The 15,931-nt window shown below is 56.5% G+C and carries 14 protein-coding genes, 1 rRNA gene and 1 other annotated feature; of the genes, 8 read left to right on the top strand and 7 right to left on the bottom strand.

Going from position 1 to position 15,931, the window contains the following annotated elements; all coding sequences use genetic code 11:
- From ABTW55_RS09235 to rluD, 4 genes are all read right to left on the bottom strand, one after another.
- Positions 1 to 598: ribosomal RNA gene (locus ABTW55_RS09235) — 16S ribosomal RNA — on the bottom strand; the annotation flags it as partial.
- Positions 599 to 1,109: 511 nt separating this feature from the next.
- Positions 1,110 to 3,683, bottom strand: a complete 2,574-nt coding sequence (gene clpB, locus ABTW55_RS09230) for an ATP-dependent chaperone ClpB (RefSeq protein ID WP_025301647.1) — start codon at positions 3,681 to 3,683, stop codon at positions 1,110 to 1,112.
- A gap of 130 nt (positions 3,684 to 3,813) precedes the next feature.
- Entirely contained in the window at positions 3,814 to 4,545 is a 732-nt protein-coding gene (yfiH, locus tag ABTW55_RS09225; RefSeq protein ID WP_041033370.1) for a purine nucleoside phosphorylase YfiH, read from the bottom strand.
- Positions 4,545 to 5,522, bottom strand: a complete 978-nt coding sequence (rluD, locus tag ABTW55_RS09220; RefSeq protein ID WP_004932452.1) for a 23S rRNA pseudouridine(1911/1915/1917) synthase RluD — start codon at positions 5,520 to 5,522, stop codon at positions 4,545 to 4,547. Before rluD ends, yfiH begins: the two co-directional genes overlap by 1 nt.
- Before the next feature lie 131 nt (positions 5,523 to 5,653).
- On the opposite strand from rluD, the gene bamD reads away from it, so the two are divergent.
- The 4 genes from bamD to pheA all read left to right on the top strand — a co-directional run bounded on the left by bamD (position 5,654) and on the right by pheA (position 8,494).
- Positions 5,654 to 6,385 carry an outer membrane protein assembly factor BamD gene (gene bamD / locus ABTW55_RS09215; protein ID WP_004932456.1) on the top strand — a complete coding sequence of 244 codons (732 nt, stop codon included), beginning with the start codon at positions 5,654 to 5,656 and terminating at the stop codon, positions 6,383 to 6,385.
- 312 nt (positions 6,386 to 6,697) lie between these two features.
- A complete protein-coding gene (gene raiA, locus ABTW55_RS09210; protein WP_060422373.1) occupies positions 6,698 to 7,039 on the top strand; it encodes a ribosome-associated translation inhibitor RaiA in 342 nt (113 codons plus the stop codon).
- Between the two features lie 128 nt (positions 7,040 to 7,167).
- Positions 7,168 to 7,294, top strand: a sequence feature (Phe leader region).
- Entirely contained in the window at positions 7,169 to 7,216 is a 48-nt protein-coding gene (locus tag ABTW55_RS09205) for a hypothetical protein (RefSeq protein ID WP_193169524.1), read from the top strand. Its footprint overlaps the feature before it by 48 nt.
- Positions 7,295 to 7,336: 42 nt before the next feature.
- On the top strand, positions 7,337 to 8,494 hold the full coding sequence (gene pheA, locus ABTW55_RS09200; RefSeq protein ID WP_033637186.1) for a bifunctional chorismate mutase/prephenate dehydratase: 1,158 nt from the start codon (positions 7,337 to 7,339) through the stop codon (positions 8,492 to 8,494).
- Between the two features lie 58 nt (positions 8,495 to 8,552).
- Here pheA and tyrA read toward each other — a convergent pair whose 3' ends face one another.
- Positions 8,553 to 9,674, bottom strand: coding sequence for a bifunctional chorismate mutase/prephenate dehydrogenase (tyrA, locus tag ABTW55_RS09195; RefSeq protein ID WP_033637185.1), 1,122 nt, complete (start codon positions 9,672 to 9,674; stop codon positions 8,553 to 8,555).
- 3 nt (positions 9,675 to 9,677) lie between these two features.
- A complete protein-coding gene (locus ABTW55_RS09190) occupies positions 9,678 to 10,754 on the bottom strand; it encodes a 3-deoxy-7-phosphoheptulonate synthase (protein ID WP_016929016.1) in 1,077 nt (358 codons plus the stop codon).
- A 507-nt stretch (positions 10,755 to 11,261) separates the two neighbouring features.
- On the opposite strand from ABTW55_RS09190, the gene ABTW55_RS09185 reads away from it, so the two are divergent.
- A complete protein-coding gene (locus tag ABTW55_RS09185) occupies positions 11,262 to 12,026 on the top strand; it encodes a YdiY family protein (RefSeq protein ID WP_004932469.1) in 765 nt (254 codons plus the stop codon).
- Between the two features lie 44 nt (positions 12,027 to 12,070).
- On the opposite strand, the gene ABTW55_RS09180 is transcribed toward ABTW55_RS09185, so the two are convergent.
- Entirely contained in the window at positions 12,071 to 12,937 is an 867-nt protein-coding gene (locus ABTW55_RS09180; RefSeq protein WP_373275241.1) for a helix-turn-helix domain-containing protein, read from the bottom strand.
- Between the two features lie 271 nt (positions 12,938 to 13,208).
- On the opposite strand from ABTW55_RS09180, the gene ABTW55_RS09175 reads away from it, so the two are divergent.
- The 3 genes from ABTW55_RS09175 to ABTW55_RS09165 all read left to right on the top strand — a co-directional run bounded on the left by ABTW55_RS09175 (position 13,209) and on the right by ABTW55_RS09165 (position 15,894).
- Entirely contained in the window at positions 13,209 to 13,514 is a 306-nt protein-coding gene (locus tag ABTW55_RS09175; RefSeq protein WP_033652973.1) for a hypothetical protein, read from the top strand.
- 78 nt (positions 13,515 to 13,592) lie between these two features.
- Positions 13,593 to 13,814, top strand: coding sequence for a TraR/DksA C4-type zinc finger protein (locus ABTW55_RS09170; RefSeq protein WP_033641931.1), 222 nt, complete (start codon positions 13,593 to 13,595; stop codon positions 13,812 to 13,814).
- Positions 13,798 to 15,894: a replication endonuclease gene (locus ABTW55_RS09165; protein WP_080289885.1), complete on the top strand. Its 2,097-nt coding sequence runs from the start codon at positions 13,798 to 13,800 to the stop codon at positions 15,892 to 15,894. The genes ABTW55_RS09170 and ABTW55_RS09165 overlap by 17 nt, the downstream gene beginning before the upstream one ends.
- Positions 15,895 to 15,931 lie beyond the last annotated feature (37 nt).

Here is a 15,931-nt window from a genome sequence, read left to right as displayed (position 1 = left end):
ACTTAACAAACCGCCTGCGTGCGCTTTACGCCCAGTAATTCCGATTAACGCTTGCACCCTCCGTATTACCGCGGCTGCTGGCACGGAGTTAGCCGGTGCTTCTTCTGCGAGTAACGTCAATTGATGAACGTATTAAGTTCACCACCTTCCTCCTCGCTGAAAGTGCTTTACAACCCGAAGGCCTTCTTCACACACGCGGCATGGCTGCATCAGGCTTGCGCCCATTGTGCAATATTCCCCACTGCTGCCTCCCGTAGGAGTCTGGACCGTGTCTCAGTTCCAGTGTGGCTGGTCATCCTCTCAGACCAGCTAGGGATCGTCGCCTAGGTGAGCCATTACCCCACCTACTAGCTAATCCCATCTGGGCACATCTGATGGCAAGAGGCCCGAAGGTCCCCCTCTTTGGTCTTGCGACGTTATGCGGTATTAGCTACCGTTTCCAGTAGTTATCCCCCTCCATCAGGCAGTTTCCCAGACATTACTCACCCGTCCGCCGCTCGTCACCCAGAGAGCAAGCTCTCTTGTGCTACCGCTCGACTTGCATGTGTTAAGCCTGCCGCCAGCGTTCAATCTGAGCCATGATCAAACTCTTCAATTAAAAGCTTGATGTGCTTCCACTCGAGAAGCGATGCTCAAAGATTTACTGCATGAATTTTACTTCAGTTAGTCACTCTTCAAGACTTGATATTTTTTTGCATCCGAAGATGCTGGATATCGTCTTGTGGAGTGCCCACACAGATTGTCTGATAAATTGTTAAAGAGCAGTGCCGAGAAACTCATCGGCGCGGGCTGCGTATATTACGCTTTTAGCCCGGAGAGTCAAGCGTTTATTTCGCTGTCTTCTCGCTGACCCGGCGGCTTGTCAGTCGTTGTTCCCGGTCAGTGGAGGCGCATTATAGGGAGTTCTCGGCAGGCCGCAACCCCTAAATGCAAAAAACTTTTCAAGCGCTCAAATAATCACCCAAAATGCCTTTTTAGGATGTTTATTAGTCAAAAAACACCGGTTTTAGCGCAGCAATAGCGGCAAACCCTATAAATAGAGACAAATGAAGATAAAGAAAAGGGAGCGGTCACCCGCTCCCTTTTATCTTCATGACGCTTAGTTGCCGTTATTGGCGTGCAACGATATGGTCGTTTTCCACATCCAGCGTCACCAGCTTGCCGGGAATCAGCTTGCCGGACAGGATTTGCTGCGCCAGCGGGTTCTCGATCTCCTGCTGAATCGCGCGTTTCAACGGACGCGCACCATACACAGGGTCGTAACCGGTTTTGCTCAACAAAGCCAGGGCCGGTTCGGTCATGGTCACTTCGTAACCGCGTTCTTCCAAACGTTTGTACAAACGCGACAGCTGAATTTTGGCGATTGCAGCAATGTGTTTCTCGCCCAGCGGATGGAACACCACCACTTCGTCGATACGGTTGATGAACTCAGGACGGAAGTGGTGACTCACCATCTCCATCACCGACTCTTTCATCTGCGCGTAGTTCATCTGACCGAAGTGCTCTTGGATCAGATCGGAGCCCAGGTTGGAAGTCATGATCACCACGGTATTGCGGAAATCGACGGTACGGCCCTGGCCATCGGTCAGTCGGCCGTCATCCAACACCTGCAGCAGAATGTTGAATACGTCCGGGTGCGCTTTCTCGACTTCATCCAGCAGAATCACCGAGTAAGGCCGGCGGCGCACGGCTTCCGTCAGATAGCCGCCCTCTTCATAACCCACATAGCCCGGAGGCGCGCCGACCAGACGCGAAACGGAGTGTTTCTCCATAAACTCGGACATGTCGATACGCACCATGGCGTCGTCGCTGTCGAACAGGAACGAAGCCAGAGCCTTGCAGAGCTCGGTTTTCCCCACCCCGGTCGGGCCGAGGAACAGGAACGAACCGATCGGCCGGTTAGGATCGGACAACCCGGCGCGGCTGCGGCGGATAGCATTAGAGACCGCGCTGACCGCTTCGTCCTGGCCGATCACCCGCGAATGCAGCTCTTGCTCCAGGCGCAGCAGTTTGTCGCGTTCGCCTTCCAGCATTCTGGCCACCGGGATGCCGGTGGCACGCGCCAGCACTTCGGCAATCTCCGCATCGGTCACCCGATTGCGCAGCAGCTTCATGCTTTTGCCTTCGGCCTGCGTGGCGGCGGCGAGCTGTTTCTCCAGCTCAGGGATTTTGCCGTATTGCAGTTCCGACATCCGCCCCAGATCGCCGACGCGGCGCGCCTGCTCCAGGGTGATTTTGGCCTGCTCGAGTTCAGCCTTGATGTTCTGGGTGCCGGAGAGCGAGGCTTTTTCCGCTTTCCACTCTTCTTCCAGCTCCGAATATTCGCGCTCTTTCTGCCCCAGCTCATCGCTGAGCATGTCCAGGCGTTTCTTGCTGGCGTCGTCAGACTCTTTATTCAGCGCCTGCTGTTCCAGCTTCAACTGAATGATGCGGCGTTCAAGCCTGTCGAGCGATTCCGGCTTGGAATCCATCTGCATGCGAATGCTGGACGCCGCTTCGTCGATCAGGTCGATAGCCTTGTCCGGCAATTGACGATCGGCGATATAACGGTGAGAAAGCGTCGCCGCCGCCACGATGGCCGGGTCGGTGATCTGCACGTGGTGGTGCAATTCGTAACGCTCTTTCAGGCCGCGCAGGATAGCGATGGTGTCTTCCACGCTCGGCTCCGCCACATACACTTTCTGGAAACGACGTTCGAGCGCCGCGTCTTTCTCTATATATTGGCGGTACTCATCCAGCGTTGTGGCACCGACGCAGTGCAGTTCGCCGCGCGCCAGCGCCGGCTTGAGCATGTTGCCCGCATCCATCGCACCATCCGCCTTACCGGCGCCGACCATGGTGTGCAGTTCGTCGATAAACAGGATAACGCTGCCTTCCTGCTTGGCCAGATCGTTGAGCACGCCTTTCAGGCGCTCTTCAAACTCGCCGCGGTATTTGGCGCCGGCGATCAAGGCGCCCATATCGAGGGACAATACGCGCTTGTGCTTCAGCCCTTCCGGCACTTCGCCGTTGATGATGCGCTGCGCCAGGCCTTCGACGATGGCGGTTTTACCCACGCCAGGTTCGCCGATCAGCACCGGGTTGTTTTTGGTACGGCGTTGCAGCACCTGAATGGTGCGACGGATCTCTTCGTCACGGCCGATCACCGGGTCAAGTTTGCCCTGCTCGGCGCGTTCGGTCAGATCGATCGTGTATTTCTTCAATGCTTGCCGCTGGTCTTCGGCGCCTTGGTCTTCCACGCTGTCACCGCCTCTCATTTGTTCAATGGCTTTGCTGATTTTGTCGGCCGTTGCGCCGGCCGCTTTCAACAAGTCGGTCAACGAGCCGCGGTCTTCCAGCACCGCCAGCACAAACAGCTCGGAAGAAATGAATTTATCCGCACGCTTCTGTGCCAGCTTGTCGCACAGGTTCAGGACGCGCACCAACTCGTGGGACGGTTGAACGTCGCCACCGGTACCTTCTACCTGCGGTAAACGGGACAGCGCCTGTTCGATCTCGGTGCGCACGCGCCCGGCATCGATACCTGCGGAAGTTAAAAGTGGACGAACCGTGCCCCCTTCCTGATTGAGCAGGGCGCTCATCAGATGTAGCGGTTCAATAAACTGGTTGTCGTGCCCAAGGGCTAGTGACTGGGCATCGGCGAGGGCAAGCTGGAATTTGTTGGTAAGACGATCCAGACGCATAACACCTCCAAGATGGGTCGAAATTGCTACTGGAGATTAAATGAGGTCATCCCTCAAATTTTCAAGGTTATCTCGACGCTAAATTTTCGGTACAACGCCATGCGTCGTTGGATCGTCCTAATTCAATAGGTTATATCAGCCAGATTAAACTTGCCATACGTCCGGTTATTCCATCGCGTCGATAGGAGAAAAAATGACTCTTTTCGTTAACCGTGCAGCGGTCGCCGCCGTAGATGGCCTGCACGCCTGCCCGCAACAAACGTTGGCGAGCCAGCAAGTAGATATTAGCCAAAAACTTATCGCCGTGCGGCGTAAACGCCGCCGCGGCTTCGGCGTCTTCCGCGATAAAGGCAGCGCGCACCTCCGGCCCGACCTCAAACTGCTGCGGGCCGATCGCCGGCCCCAGCCAGGCGCTGATCTGGCTCGGCGCGGCGCTGAACGCCGCCACGGTTTGCTCCAGCACGCCATGGCATAACCCACGCCAGCCGGCATGAGCGGCGGCCACTTCGTCGCCGTGCTGCGAACAGAACAGCACAGGCAGGCAATCCGCCGTCATCACTGCACACACCTGCCCCGGCACGTTGCTGTACACCGCATCCGCCCGCAGATCGGCGGGCGCTTGCCCCGCCAACGTCACCACACGGGTGCCATGTATCTGCTCGAGCCACACCGGCATCTGCGGCAAGCCGGCGACGGTAACCAACCGTTCCCGATTGCGCTTCACCGCTTGCTCCTCGTCACCGACGTGGGCGCCGAGGTTCAGCGAGTCATAAGGCGGCAGGCTGACGCCGCCGCCGCGCGTGGTGCTGCAGGCCTTAACGCCGGGAGGCAACGGCCAGTCGGGCAGAATGAGCGAGTTCATTACCAGTCCATCTGATCTTTGAATTCTTCGGTATCCGCCTTCAGCGCGTTAATCAGATCGACCATGTCCTGCGGCAGCGGCGCATGCCACTCCATCTGGATACCGCTGATCGGATGGTACAAACGCAGCATGGTGGCGTGCAGCGCCTGGCGGTCAAAACCGCGCAGCGTGTTGATGAAGGCTTCCGAAGCCCCCTTCGGCGGACGTGGACGGCCGCCGTACAGCGGATCGCCCACCAGCGGATGGCTGATGTAAGCCATGTGCACGCGGATCTGGTGAGTACGGCCGGTTTCCAGGCGCAGACGCAGACGGGTGTGTGCGCGGAAGTGTTCCATGATGCGGTAGTGCGTCACCGCCGGTTTACCCATCGGGTGCACCGCCATGTGGGTACGCTTGGTGGAATGGCGCGCTATGGGCTCTTCTACCGTGCCGCCGGCGGTCATGGTGCCGATCGCCACCGCTTCGTATTCACGGGTGATTTCACGTGCCTGCAGCGCTTCCACCAGCCGGGTTTGCGCCGGCACGGTTTTCGCCACCACCATCAGGCCAGTGGTGTCTTTATCCAGACGGTGCACGATGCCGGCGCGCGGCACGTCGGCGATTTCCGGGTAGTGATGCAGCAGCGCATTGAGCACGGTGCCGTCCGGGTTACCGGCGCCAGGGTGCACCACCAAATCGCGCGGCTTGTTGATCACCAGGATGTCGCTGTCTTCATAGACGATATCCAACGCGATATCCTGCGGCTCCCAACGCGCCTCTTCTTCTATCTGTGCATCGATGGCGACCGTCTCTCCGCCCAGCACCTTCTCTTTCGGTTTGTTTGACGTTTTGCCATTGACCTTCACCCGATCGCCCAGGATCCACTCTTTTATGCGAGATCGTGAATAATCAGGGAACAATTCGGCCAAAGCCTGATCTAAACGTTGTCCGAGTTGAGATTCGGCCACCGTTGCGGTGAGTTGTACTTGTTGTGCCATATGCAGCTTCTTCGTTAACGTTGGGTTTTCACGGCGATGCCGTTTAATATAATGTGCTATTGTACCTGGTCTTTGTCGGGAGCTTAACGGACAGTCTCCCGGAATAACACCCTGAGGATAATCAAAACGTCATGACGCGTATGAAATATCTGGTGGCGGCAGCCACGTTGAGCCTGGCGCTGGCAGGTTGCTCCACATCCAAGGATGCGGTTCCCGACAACCCACCTTCGGAAATCTATGCCACCGCGCAGCAAAAGCTGCAGGACGGTAACTTCAAGGGCGCGATTACGCAACTCGAAGCGTTAGATAACCGCTATCCTTTCGGGCCGTATTCCCAGCAGGTCCAGCTGGATTTGATTTACGCCTACTATAAGGCCGCCGACTTGCCGATGGCGCAGGCATCCATCGATCGCTTCATGCGCCTGAACCCGACGCACCCGAACATCGATTACGTGATGTACATGCGCGGTCTGACCGACATGGCGCTCGATGACAGCGCGCTGCAGGGCTTCTTCGGGGTTGACCGTTCGGACCGCGATCCTCAGCACGCTCGCGCTGCGTTCCGCGACTTCAGCCAGTTGATTCAGCAATACCCGAACAGCCAATACGCGACCGACGCCAACAAGCGTTTGGTGTATCTGAAAGACCGCTTGGCCAAGTATGAGCTTTCGGTGGCGGAATACTACACTAAACGCGGTGCTTACGTCGCGGTCGTTAATCGCGCCGAGCAGATGTTGCGTGAATTCCCGGATACCAAAGCGACGCACGACGTGTTGCCGCTGATGGAAAATGCCTACAAGCAGCTGCAGCTGAACGGCCAGGCTGACAAAGTGGCCAAAGTGATCGCCGCCAACCCGCAATAAGCGCGCGTCGGCAACGGCAAAAAAACAAAACGGCAGCCTCGGCTGCCGTTTTCATTGGCGTGGACCTGGTTTTCACTGGAAGAATACACAAGTAAAAACACGGTGTTAGCTAGCGCTCCTCACCGGTCAACTCATCGATAATGCGCCATCCGGCGGCAACTCTCAAGCATTAGATAACCAATTCAAATGCTGAATCACAGATTGAACTAACTTTGCAAAAAGTGACAAAAAATCGTGATTTACATCACGCATTTAAACAAAAAGCGGGGTATGCTGGGTTCACCAAGACGGAAAGACAGAGAGGTAAGTTATATGACATTGAACATTACCAGCAAACAAATGGATATCACTCCCGCAATCCGCAATCATGTCGAAGACCGTCTCACCAAACTGGAAAAATGGCAGACCCAGCTGATAAACCCGCACATCGTCTTATCCAAAGAACCGCAGGGGTTTGTCGCCGACGCTACCATTACCACGCCGAACGGCCCGCTGGTCGCCAGCGCCAAACATGATGACATGTATACCGCCGTTAACGAGCTGATCGCCAAGCTGGAGCGCCAGCTGAACAAGGTGCAGCACAAAGGCGAAGCGCGCCGCTGCAATGCCAGCGTGAAAGACATCGTGCCGGAAGTCACACCGGAAGAAGAATAACTGTCCGAGTCCGACTGCGGTTGCCGCATCAAACGCGCCTGAGGGCGCGTTTTTTGTCGGGTATTTTTGTTGACGGGGTAAAAGCCAGCGGTTACTTTAAAACCTGTTCGCATTAATCTTAGGTAGACCATGCCACGCACACCGTTTTTCCTCGCATTCTTTTTTACCTTCCCCTGACTGGGAGGCGTTTCGTCGTGTGAGAAAGAATGCGAAGACGAACAACAAGGCCTCCTGGAAACAGGAGGCTTTTTTTATGGCTGTTATACAACGAATAAGAACTGAAGGCGGAAGCTGATTATGACTGACAACCCGTTATTGGTGCTGCGCGAGCGCATCAGCGCACTGGATTTGAAACTATTGGCCCTGTTGGCGGAACGCCGTGAACTGGCGATCGAAGTCGGCAAGACCAAACTGCACTCTCACCGTCCGATCCGCGACAAAGAGCGCGAGCGCGATCTGCTGGATGCGCTGATCGCCGCCGCCAAGCCTTACGACCTGGACGGTTTCTACGTCACCCGCCTGTTCCAACTGATCATTGAAGACTCCGTCCTGACCCAGCAGGCGCTGCTGCAGCACCAGCTCAATCCCGTCAGCCAACACTCCGCCCGCATCGCCTTTCTCGGCCCGAAAGGCTCTTATTCACATCTGGCGGCGCGCCAATACGCCGCCCGCCATTTCGATCGGTTGATCGAATGTGGCTGCCAGAAGTTTCAGGATATCTTCGCCCAGGTGGAAACCGGCCAGGCGGACTACGCCATTCTGCCGATCGAGAACACCAGCTCCGGCTCGATTAATGAGGTGTACGACCTGCTGCAACACACCAGTCTGTCGATCGTCGGCGAACTGACCAACCCGATCAACCACTGTGTTCTGGTGGCCGGCGACAGCGATTTGAGCCAGATTGAAACCGTCTACAGCCACCCGCAGCCGTTCCAGCAGTGCAGCCAGTTCCTGAATCGATTCCCGCACTGGAAAATCGAATACACTGAAAGCACGGCCGCCGCAATGGAGAAAGTCGCCAAGTTGAATTCGCCGAAGGTGGCGGCGCTGGGCAGCGAGGCCGGCGGCGCGCTGTACGGGCTGCAAGTGCTGGAACACAACCTTGCCAATCAACAACAGAACATCACCCGCTTTATCGTCCTGGCGCGTAAAGCGATCGACGTCTCCGAACAGGTGCCGGCCAAAACCACGCTGATCATGGCGACCGGTCAGCAATCCGGCGCGCTGGTCGAAGCGCTGCTGGTATTGCGCGACAACGGCATCATCATGACCAAACTGGAGTCACGCCCGATCAACGGCAATCCGTGGGAAGAGATGTTTTACATCGATGTGCAGGCCAACCTGCGTGCCGACGCAATGCAAAAAGCGCTGCGCGATCTGGCGCCCATCACCCGCTCGCTGAAGGTGCTGGGCTGTTATCCCAGCGACACCGTGGTGCCGGTCAACCCATCCTGACGCGATAAAAAAAGGTTCGGCCAAGCCGAACCCTTCATTTTTATTTACCGCCGGTATTTTACTGCCGGCTGTCGTTAGCCTGCCGCAACAGCGTGCGGCTTTCCACCAGGAAGCGCTGGGCGTAATCGCCAAACCAGTGCTCCACCTTGCGGAAGCTATCGATAAACGCCTGTTTGTCGCCGTGCTCCAACAGCTTGATCGCCTCGCCGAAGCGCTGGTAGTAGCGTTTGATCAACGCCACGTTTTCCTCCGACGACATGATAATGTCGGCGTACAGCTGCGGATCCTGCGCAAACAGGCGGCCAACCATCGCCAGCTCCAGCCGGTAGATCGGCGAAGAGAGCGCCAGCAACTGCTCCAGTTGCACGTTCTCTTCCGCCAGATGCAACCCGTAGGCGAAGGTGGCAAAGTGCCGCAGCGCCTGAATAAACGCCATGTTCTGATCGTGTTCGACCGCACTGATGCGGTGCAGCCGCGCCCCCCACACCTGCAGCTGTTCAAGCAACCACTGGTAAGCCTCTGGCCGGCGGCCGTCGCAGTAAACCACGACCTGCTTCGCCACGCTGCCCACGTCCGGGCCGAACATCGGGTGCAACCCCACCACCGGGCCACTGTGCACCGCCAGCATCGCATGCAGCGGACGGTTCTTCACCGACGCCAAATCCACCAGAATACAGTCGTCGGGCAACGGCGGCAGGCGGCTTATCACCTGTTCGGTCACATGGATCGGCACGCTGACGATCACCATGCCGGCGTCTGCCAACAGCTGTTCCGCCTGCGGCCAATCTTCCTGATCCAATACCCTGACCTGATAACCCGACAACGTCAGCAGCCGGTTGAACAGCCGGCCCATCTGGCCGTTGCCGCCAATGATGACGATCGGCCGCAGCTGCGGGCACAGGGTTTTAAAGCCTTTATCGTTCTCGCTGACGTACGATTCGCGCATCACGCGGCGCAAGACATCCTCGATCAAATCCGGCGGCACGCCGAGGTTTTCCGCCTCTTGACGGCGCGAGGCCAGCATCGCCGCTTCGCGCTCCGGCACATAAACCGGTAAACCGTGGCGGCTTTTCACCTCGCCGACTTCCGCTACCAGATGCAGGCGTTTCGCCAGCAGATCCAGCAGCGCTTTGTCCACCTCGTCAATTTGATCGCGCAACGCGGTCAGTTCTGCCACCATAACTTACTTTTCTCCCGTGCGTGCCGTCAGCGCAGCGCCGAGTTCCTGATGCATATGACGCAGCAGCGTTTCCGTGCTTTCCCAGTTGATGCAGGCGTCGGTGACGGACACACCGTAACGCATGTCTGCACGCGGCTGCTCGGAAGACTGGTTGCCCTCATGCAGATGGCTCTCCAGCATGATGCCGGTGATCGAACGGTTGCCCGCCTTAATCTGCTCCACCACGGACTCGGCCACCGCCGGCTGACGGCGATAGTCTTTATTCGAGTTGCCATGGCTGCAATCTATCATCAAGGACGGATGGAGTCCCGCCTCGAGCATCTGTTTTTCACAGGCCGCAACGTGCTCGGCGCTGTAGTTCGGGGTTTTACCGCCGCGCAGGATCACATGCCCGTCCGGGTTGCCCTGGGTCTGCAGCAGGCAAACCTGGCCCGCCTGGTTGATGCCGACGAAACGGTGCGGCATGGCGGCGGCGCGCATGGCGTTGATGGCGGTGCCCAGACTGCCGTCGGTGCCGTTTTTGAAGCCGACCGGCATCGACAGGCCGGAAGCCATTTCGCGGTGGGTCTGCGACTCGGTGGTGCGCGCACCGATCGCCGACCAGCTGAACAAGTCCCCCAGGTACTGCGGGCTGTTCGGATCTAATGCTTCGGTAGCCAACGGCAAGCCCATGCCCACCAGATCCAGCAACAGGCGACGCGCGATATGCAAGCCTGCTTCAACGTCAAACGAACCGTCCATGTACGGATCGTTGATCAAACCTTTCCAGCCGACAGTGGTTCTGGGTTTTTCAAAATAGACGCGCATAACGATATACAGCTGATCGCTCAAGTCAGCCGCCAGGGTTTTCAAACGACGGGCGTAGTCCAGCGCCGCATCCGGATCGTGGATCGAACAAGGTCCGCACACTACCAACAGGCGATGATCGCGCCCCTGCAAAATGTTGGCGATGGTGTTGCGCGCGGTGGCGATTTCATTTTCGTCGTCGGCGCTGAGCGGGAACTGGTTCTTCAGCTCCTCCGGCGTGATGAGAACCTGTTCTGCACTGATGTGTACGTTATTGAGCGCGTCTTTTTGCATGATGCTATTCCTGTCGTTTGGCGTTATGCGTTGAAGTGGAACCTTGAGCGTTTCAGGGCTCTACCTTATCACGCAATGTAAAGTTTTCAATCCAATTTCCGTAAATAAAAAATTACCGTAATTACCCCTAAGAAAACCCATTGGAAAATGCACTTTGATAAATACAATAAACGCAATAAATTTAATAAGATATGCAAACAAAAGGATTGCAAGCGCCTCTCTACCCGCTTGCCTAGCAATAAACGAAAATCGTAAACATAAATGCACACTTGATTTTACAAGGAAGACGCGCCCCCCACCTCAGCGCCAACGAATGGGCTGAGACAGGCATCCGCCAGACTCAGCACGAAGCGCTGCTGAAAGCGATGAATTTCAGTAGAAGAAAAGCGAATAAATAAGGAATAAAAATTAAAAACTTAAGCTAATGGCGGCTATTTTTGTCGCCGAAATGAACCGATATAATGTGACCGTCATCAACAATAACCACCCTTAACAACTGGATCCAAAATGCTCTCTTCTCGCGCTCGTCGCGCTTTTCCGCTGTATATTTGCTGCTTAACGACTTTCACCAGTGTTTCAGCTCTCGCCGACAATACGCTTTTCACCGCGATGGACGATCCGGCCACCGCCAAGAAACCGTTTGAAGGCAACGTGCAGGCGGGCTACAACGCCCAGTCAGGCAACTCGCAGAGTTCCACCCTGCTGGCCAACACCAACATGACCTGGTTCAACAGCGACGCGGCGTACAGCCTGTGGGGGGCGGCCAACAACACCACCTCCTCCAACGTGCGCTCCTCCGAAAAATACCAGGCCGGTGGCCGTACGCGCTATAACCTGACCGACCGCAACTACCTGTTCGGCCAAGCCAGCTGGCTGAGCGACCGTTTCAACGGTTACGATTCACGCTCCACGCTGACGGGCGGCTACGGCCGTCAACTCCTCAACGGGCCGCTCAGCGACCTGCGGGTAGAATTCGGTCCCGGCGTGCGCCATGACGAATACCACGGCGGCGGCCGCTCGACCAAAGGGCTGGCCTACGGTGCGGCCAACTATTCCTATCAGCTGACCGACAACACCAAGTTCATTCAGGGCGTTTCCGCGCTGGCGAACGAGGAAACCACGCTGAACTCGGAAAGCGCGTTGAACGTGGCGATCAACGATCGCTTCTCACTGCGCGTAGCCTACACCGTGACCTACAACAGCAAACCGCCGGCCTCGGCACCGAAGAACACCGACACCACCACCTCGGTCACGCTGGTCTACGGCCTGTAATCTCCCTTCCAGAATCTCTCGAAGCCCATCATAGATGGGCTTTTTTATGCCTGCGGCGTCAACGTTAACCAGACCATACCAAGCGCTTTCAACGCATCCGGAGAACATTGAAAGTCGACGTTGCCGCCGCTGACCCGCACTTGGTTACCCGGTAAACGCGCTATATCGTAAACGTCCAGGTTACCGTCTATGTCCACCAGCCAGCGGCCATTGGCGATATGCGTAACGGCCAGATCCACCAGCCAGGATACGCGCCCGCCATCAACATAAGCCGGCTGAGCCACGCCGTCAGGAATCAAAGAACAGTCTGCCGACCACTGCCCCACCTCTTTCAACTGCCCGGCGAGCAGGCGATATTTCGGTATCGTGCGCCCTCCGGGAACCGGTACCGCCGGTGCGGCATCACCCCACATTTCCCCCTGTCCCGTCGCCAACCACAGCAGCGAGACGTCTGTATCCAGAGCACAGGTCACCACGATATCGCCGGGGAAGTAGTTGCGGCGGACCCAGGTGCTCATCGTGCCTGAAGATATACCCAGCAGGTCACCCAACTCTTTTTGCAGATTGAAACCGTAAGCATCCAAAATGCGGCGCAATACCCCTTTCCCGCCGGAAGCCAAAACGCGATCGTAAAGCGCTTTACCTTGCGCAGGTGACGCAGGCTTGCGATTACTTTTTGATTTTACAAGTTCGCCGGTCATCAGCCAGGCCAAGTCTGCCCCCGTGGTTAACGCGCAGTTGATGATGACGTATCCGGGAACACTCCCCCGTTGTTGCCAACTACTGATGTTATTCGGCGCTATCCCGAGGATTTCACTCAATTCCTTCTGCGTGCCAACGCCATAAGATGAAAGAACTCTTTCAATCACCGCTCCCACGGAGGTGTTGTTGTTTGTTGCTTCTTCACGCATATCATCACCGATTAAAATAAAATTTGCATTTACAAGTCGCATTATGCGATTTAAAGTAACATCAATTCGCCGTCACTCGGCATATCGATCGCTTTAGTTAAGATGATGCGACATGGTTGATGAAAATGCAAATACCGTAAGGCGACGACGATCTTGCGTAAGCACTTTGTTTACACCGTGTTTACTCAAATTTTCGACCTTGATCGACGGATAACCAAACCTTGCTTTTGCGAGTATTCATCCATCATCAGATTCAGATAAGGAGATTGTCATGCTTCTAGCCAGCGAGGAGCAACGGGCTATCGGCCTGCGGCGTATTGCTGAAATCCGCCGCACACTGTTTGCCCGGCAAACCAACCATGCCGAAGAAATTTACGACACGGCGCCGCTGCACCTGCGCCATACGTTTTGCTTCCACGCCGGGCTGACTGAACGCTATGTGTGGTTAAAGTTTCACGAAATGGGTTATGCCGAACGGCGGAAAATCGTCGCGGCACTCAATGAACTCATCTCGCTCAGTCAATCGTTGCCGCGCTATATCAGCGAAACAGACTGTCTGTTAACCCCAAAAAAATAACCTTTCGAATAAAGCTGGCGTGCAACCCGCCGGGCATCGCTCGGCCCAAATTCACCCTATTAAATACTGGAAAATGTTATGGCTGATACTATTGATATGGCGCAAGAGCGCCAGGCATTGATGCTCGAGAAACAAATTGCGTACGCCAGGCCGGTTGCCACAGCGCCCTCGGCGTTCTGCTGTGCCGATTGTGACGCGGCGATTCCTGTGGCGAGACGCATCGCGATTCCCGGCGTCAGCCGCTGCGTGACCTGCCAGCAGCTATCAGAAGCCAAGCAACGTCATGTCGCTCGCCGTTAAAAATAGGCCGGCGGAACATCTGCCGGGCAACGCCTCTGCCATACAACACGCAGCGTACGGTGATTACGCCTATCCATGGAATGCCCCACGCCGTGCGATAGGGCGCGAAGCGGCGCTGAATCGCGACCAACTGCGCCAATGGCAAGCGATACTGCAGTGCATTCATGACCTGCCTTATTATCTGCGCACGCCGTTCCTTGAGCGCCACCGCCAACTGCTCAGCCAGAAGGGAGCCCACGCAGCCTGGCATTATCTGGTGCGAGTTTTCCATCGGCGGATATGGCCACGCATTCAGCAGGTAAATAATAATTTCGGTTTGGATCAACGCAAATCACTGCACTTTGGCAGCGAAGCGGACAGCTATAGCGCACTGCCCGCGCTGGGCGATAAAGCGCTGGAGCAGTTGGCGCGGCGTATCGGGGGCCAACTTTCTGCGCTCTACCAGAGTGAATGTGACGCCTTGCTGGCGAAGCATGGCAATAATGCCGAGATCCTGCTACACGCGGATATACAGCGCCGCCTCTATCGCCAAATCGCCACGATAGCCCGCGCCTTCAATATCCAGCCTATGCACTGGCGCTGTTATCGTAAAGGCAAGTTGGACAGCGAGCGGGCGATTGCGGCGCTGTCGCGCCTGACCGACGATCGCTGGTGGCTGCGGCGTCTCAAAATGCAGCGCATGCAGTGGCGCGAGGCGCTGCAAATCGCGATAGGCAACGTCCGCAACAACACGTCACCTTATGCCAGCAGACAGGCCCTTCACGATGTCAAGGCTCGGCGTCAATCGAACCTCGATTATCTTCACCGTTGCGAGCTGGAAAACGTCGCCACGGGCGAGCGCGCCGATCTTATGGATAAAGTGCTCGGCAGCATCGCCAATCCCGCCATTCGTCGTATGGAGTTGATGAATACCCTCGCCGGTATAGAAACCTACGCCACTCGCAACGGCCACTGCGGGTTGTTTATCACGTTGACGACGCCGGCACGCTTTCACCCTATCCAGCATGTCGGCGCACGAGGCAAAATGCGCTTCAATACACGCTGGCAAGGACAAGCCCTAACACCGAAGGATGGCCAACGTTATCTGGTTGCCCAGTGGGGGAAAATGCGAACCGCCTTCAAGGATCGCCGTCTGCAGGTCTACGGTATGCGAGTGGTTGAGCCTCATCATGACGGCACGCCGCACTGGCATCTGATGATGTTCACTCCACAAATGCAACGTCAGGCAGTGCTTGACATCATACAGCGTTATGCGCTGCAACAGGATGCAGCAGAACCCGGTGCCCAACAACATCGTTTCCAGAGCAAACACCTCAACCGGGGTGGCGCAACCGCCTATCTGGCCAAATATGTAGCAAAAAACCTCGATGGGTATGCATTGGAGGAAGAGCTCGATCGCGAAACCGGCGCCCCGCTGAGCGATACCGCCCGCGCGGTCAGCGCCTGGGCCGCCACCTGGCGCATCCCTCAGTTTCATCCCTTCGGCCTGCCCGGTCTCGGGGTCTACCGCGAATGTCGACGTATTCGCGGCCAAAACCTGACGCCGCAGTTTGACGCCGGCACCGAAGCCGTGCGCGCCGCTGCCGACGCCGGCGACTTTGCCGGTTACATACAGGCGCAAGGCGGCGCCAATGTGCCACGCAGCCACCAATGGGTGCGGGTCGCGCGCGAAGCCTCAGAAACCCGGAACGCTTATGACGAGCCCGTCACAAAAGTTGTCGGCATTTATGCACCGCATTTGGGAATTGAACGGGTATACCGAACGCGCACCGTACAATGGCGGATCGTCGCTAAAACACTCGCCGCCGCGACGCCTTGGAGTTCTGGCAATAACTGTGGAACGCGCGCTCTTCACCTGCCGCCGGCACCCGCGCCGTCGGCTCGTTTGACGCCGCCACAGCGGCAGCATTGTCTGAATATTGCCCGCAAACTTCGAGGTATTGGCATAGAACCGCAATGCTGGCAATTGGAGGTTCTCGCACGCGGCGGCAAAATTCATTTTGACGGCCTCCTTGTACAATTTCCGCTAATCAATGATTGGCCGTATTTTTACTGCACAAATGATAAGCCCAACCATTGACGCCTTTAGCGTTTTGCTTAATACTGTATAAATACAC

Origin of the sequence: Serratia sp. SM04, assembly GCF_040280225.1 — a bacterium.
GTDB classification, from domain to species: Bacteria; Pseudomonadota; Gammaproteobacteria; order Enterobacterales; family Enterobacteriaceae; genus Serratia; species Serratia sarumanii.
Note: the sequence above shows the minus strand (reverse complement) of the source record. Positions and strands in the feature narration are given on the sequence as shown.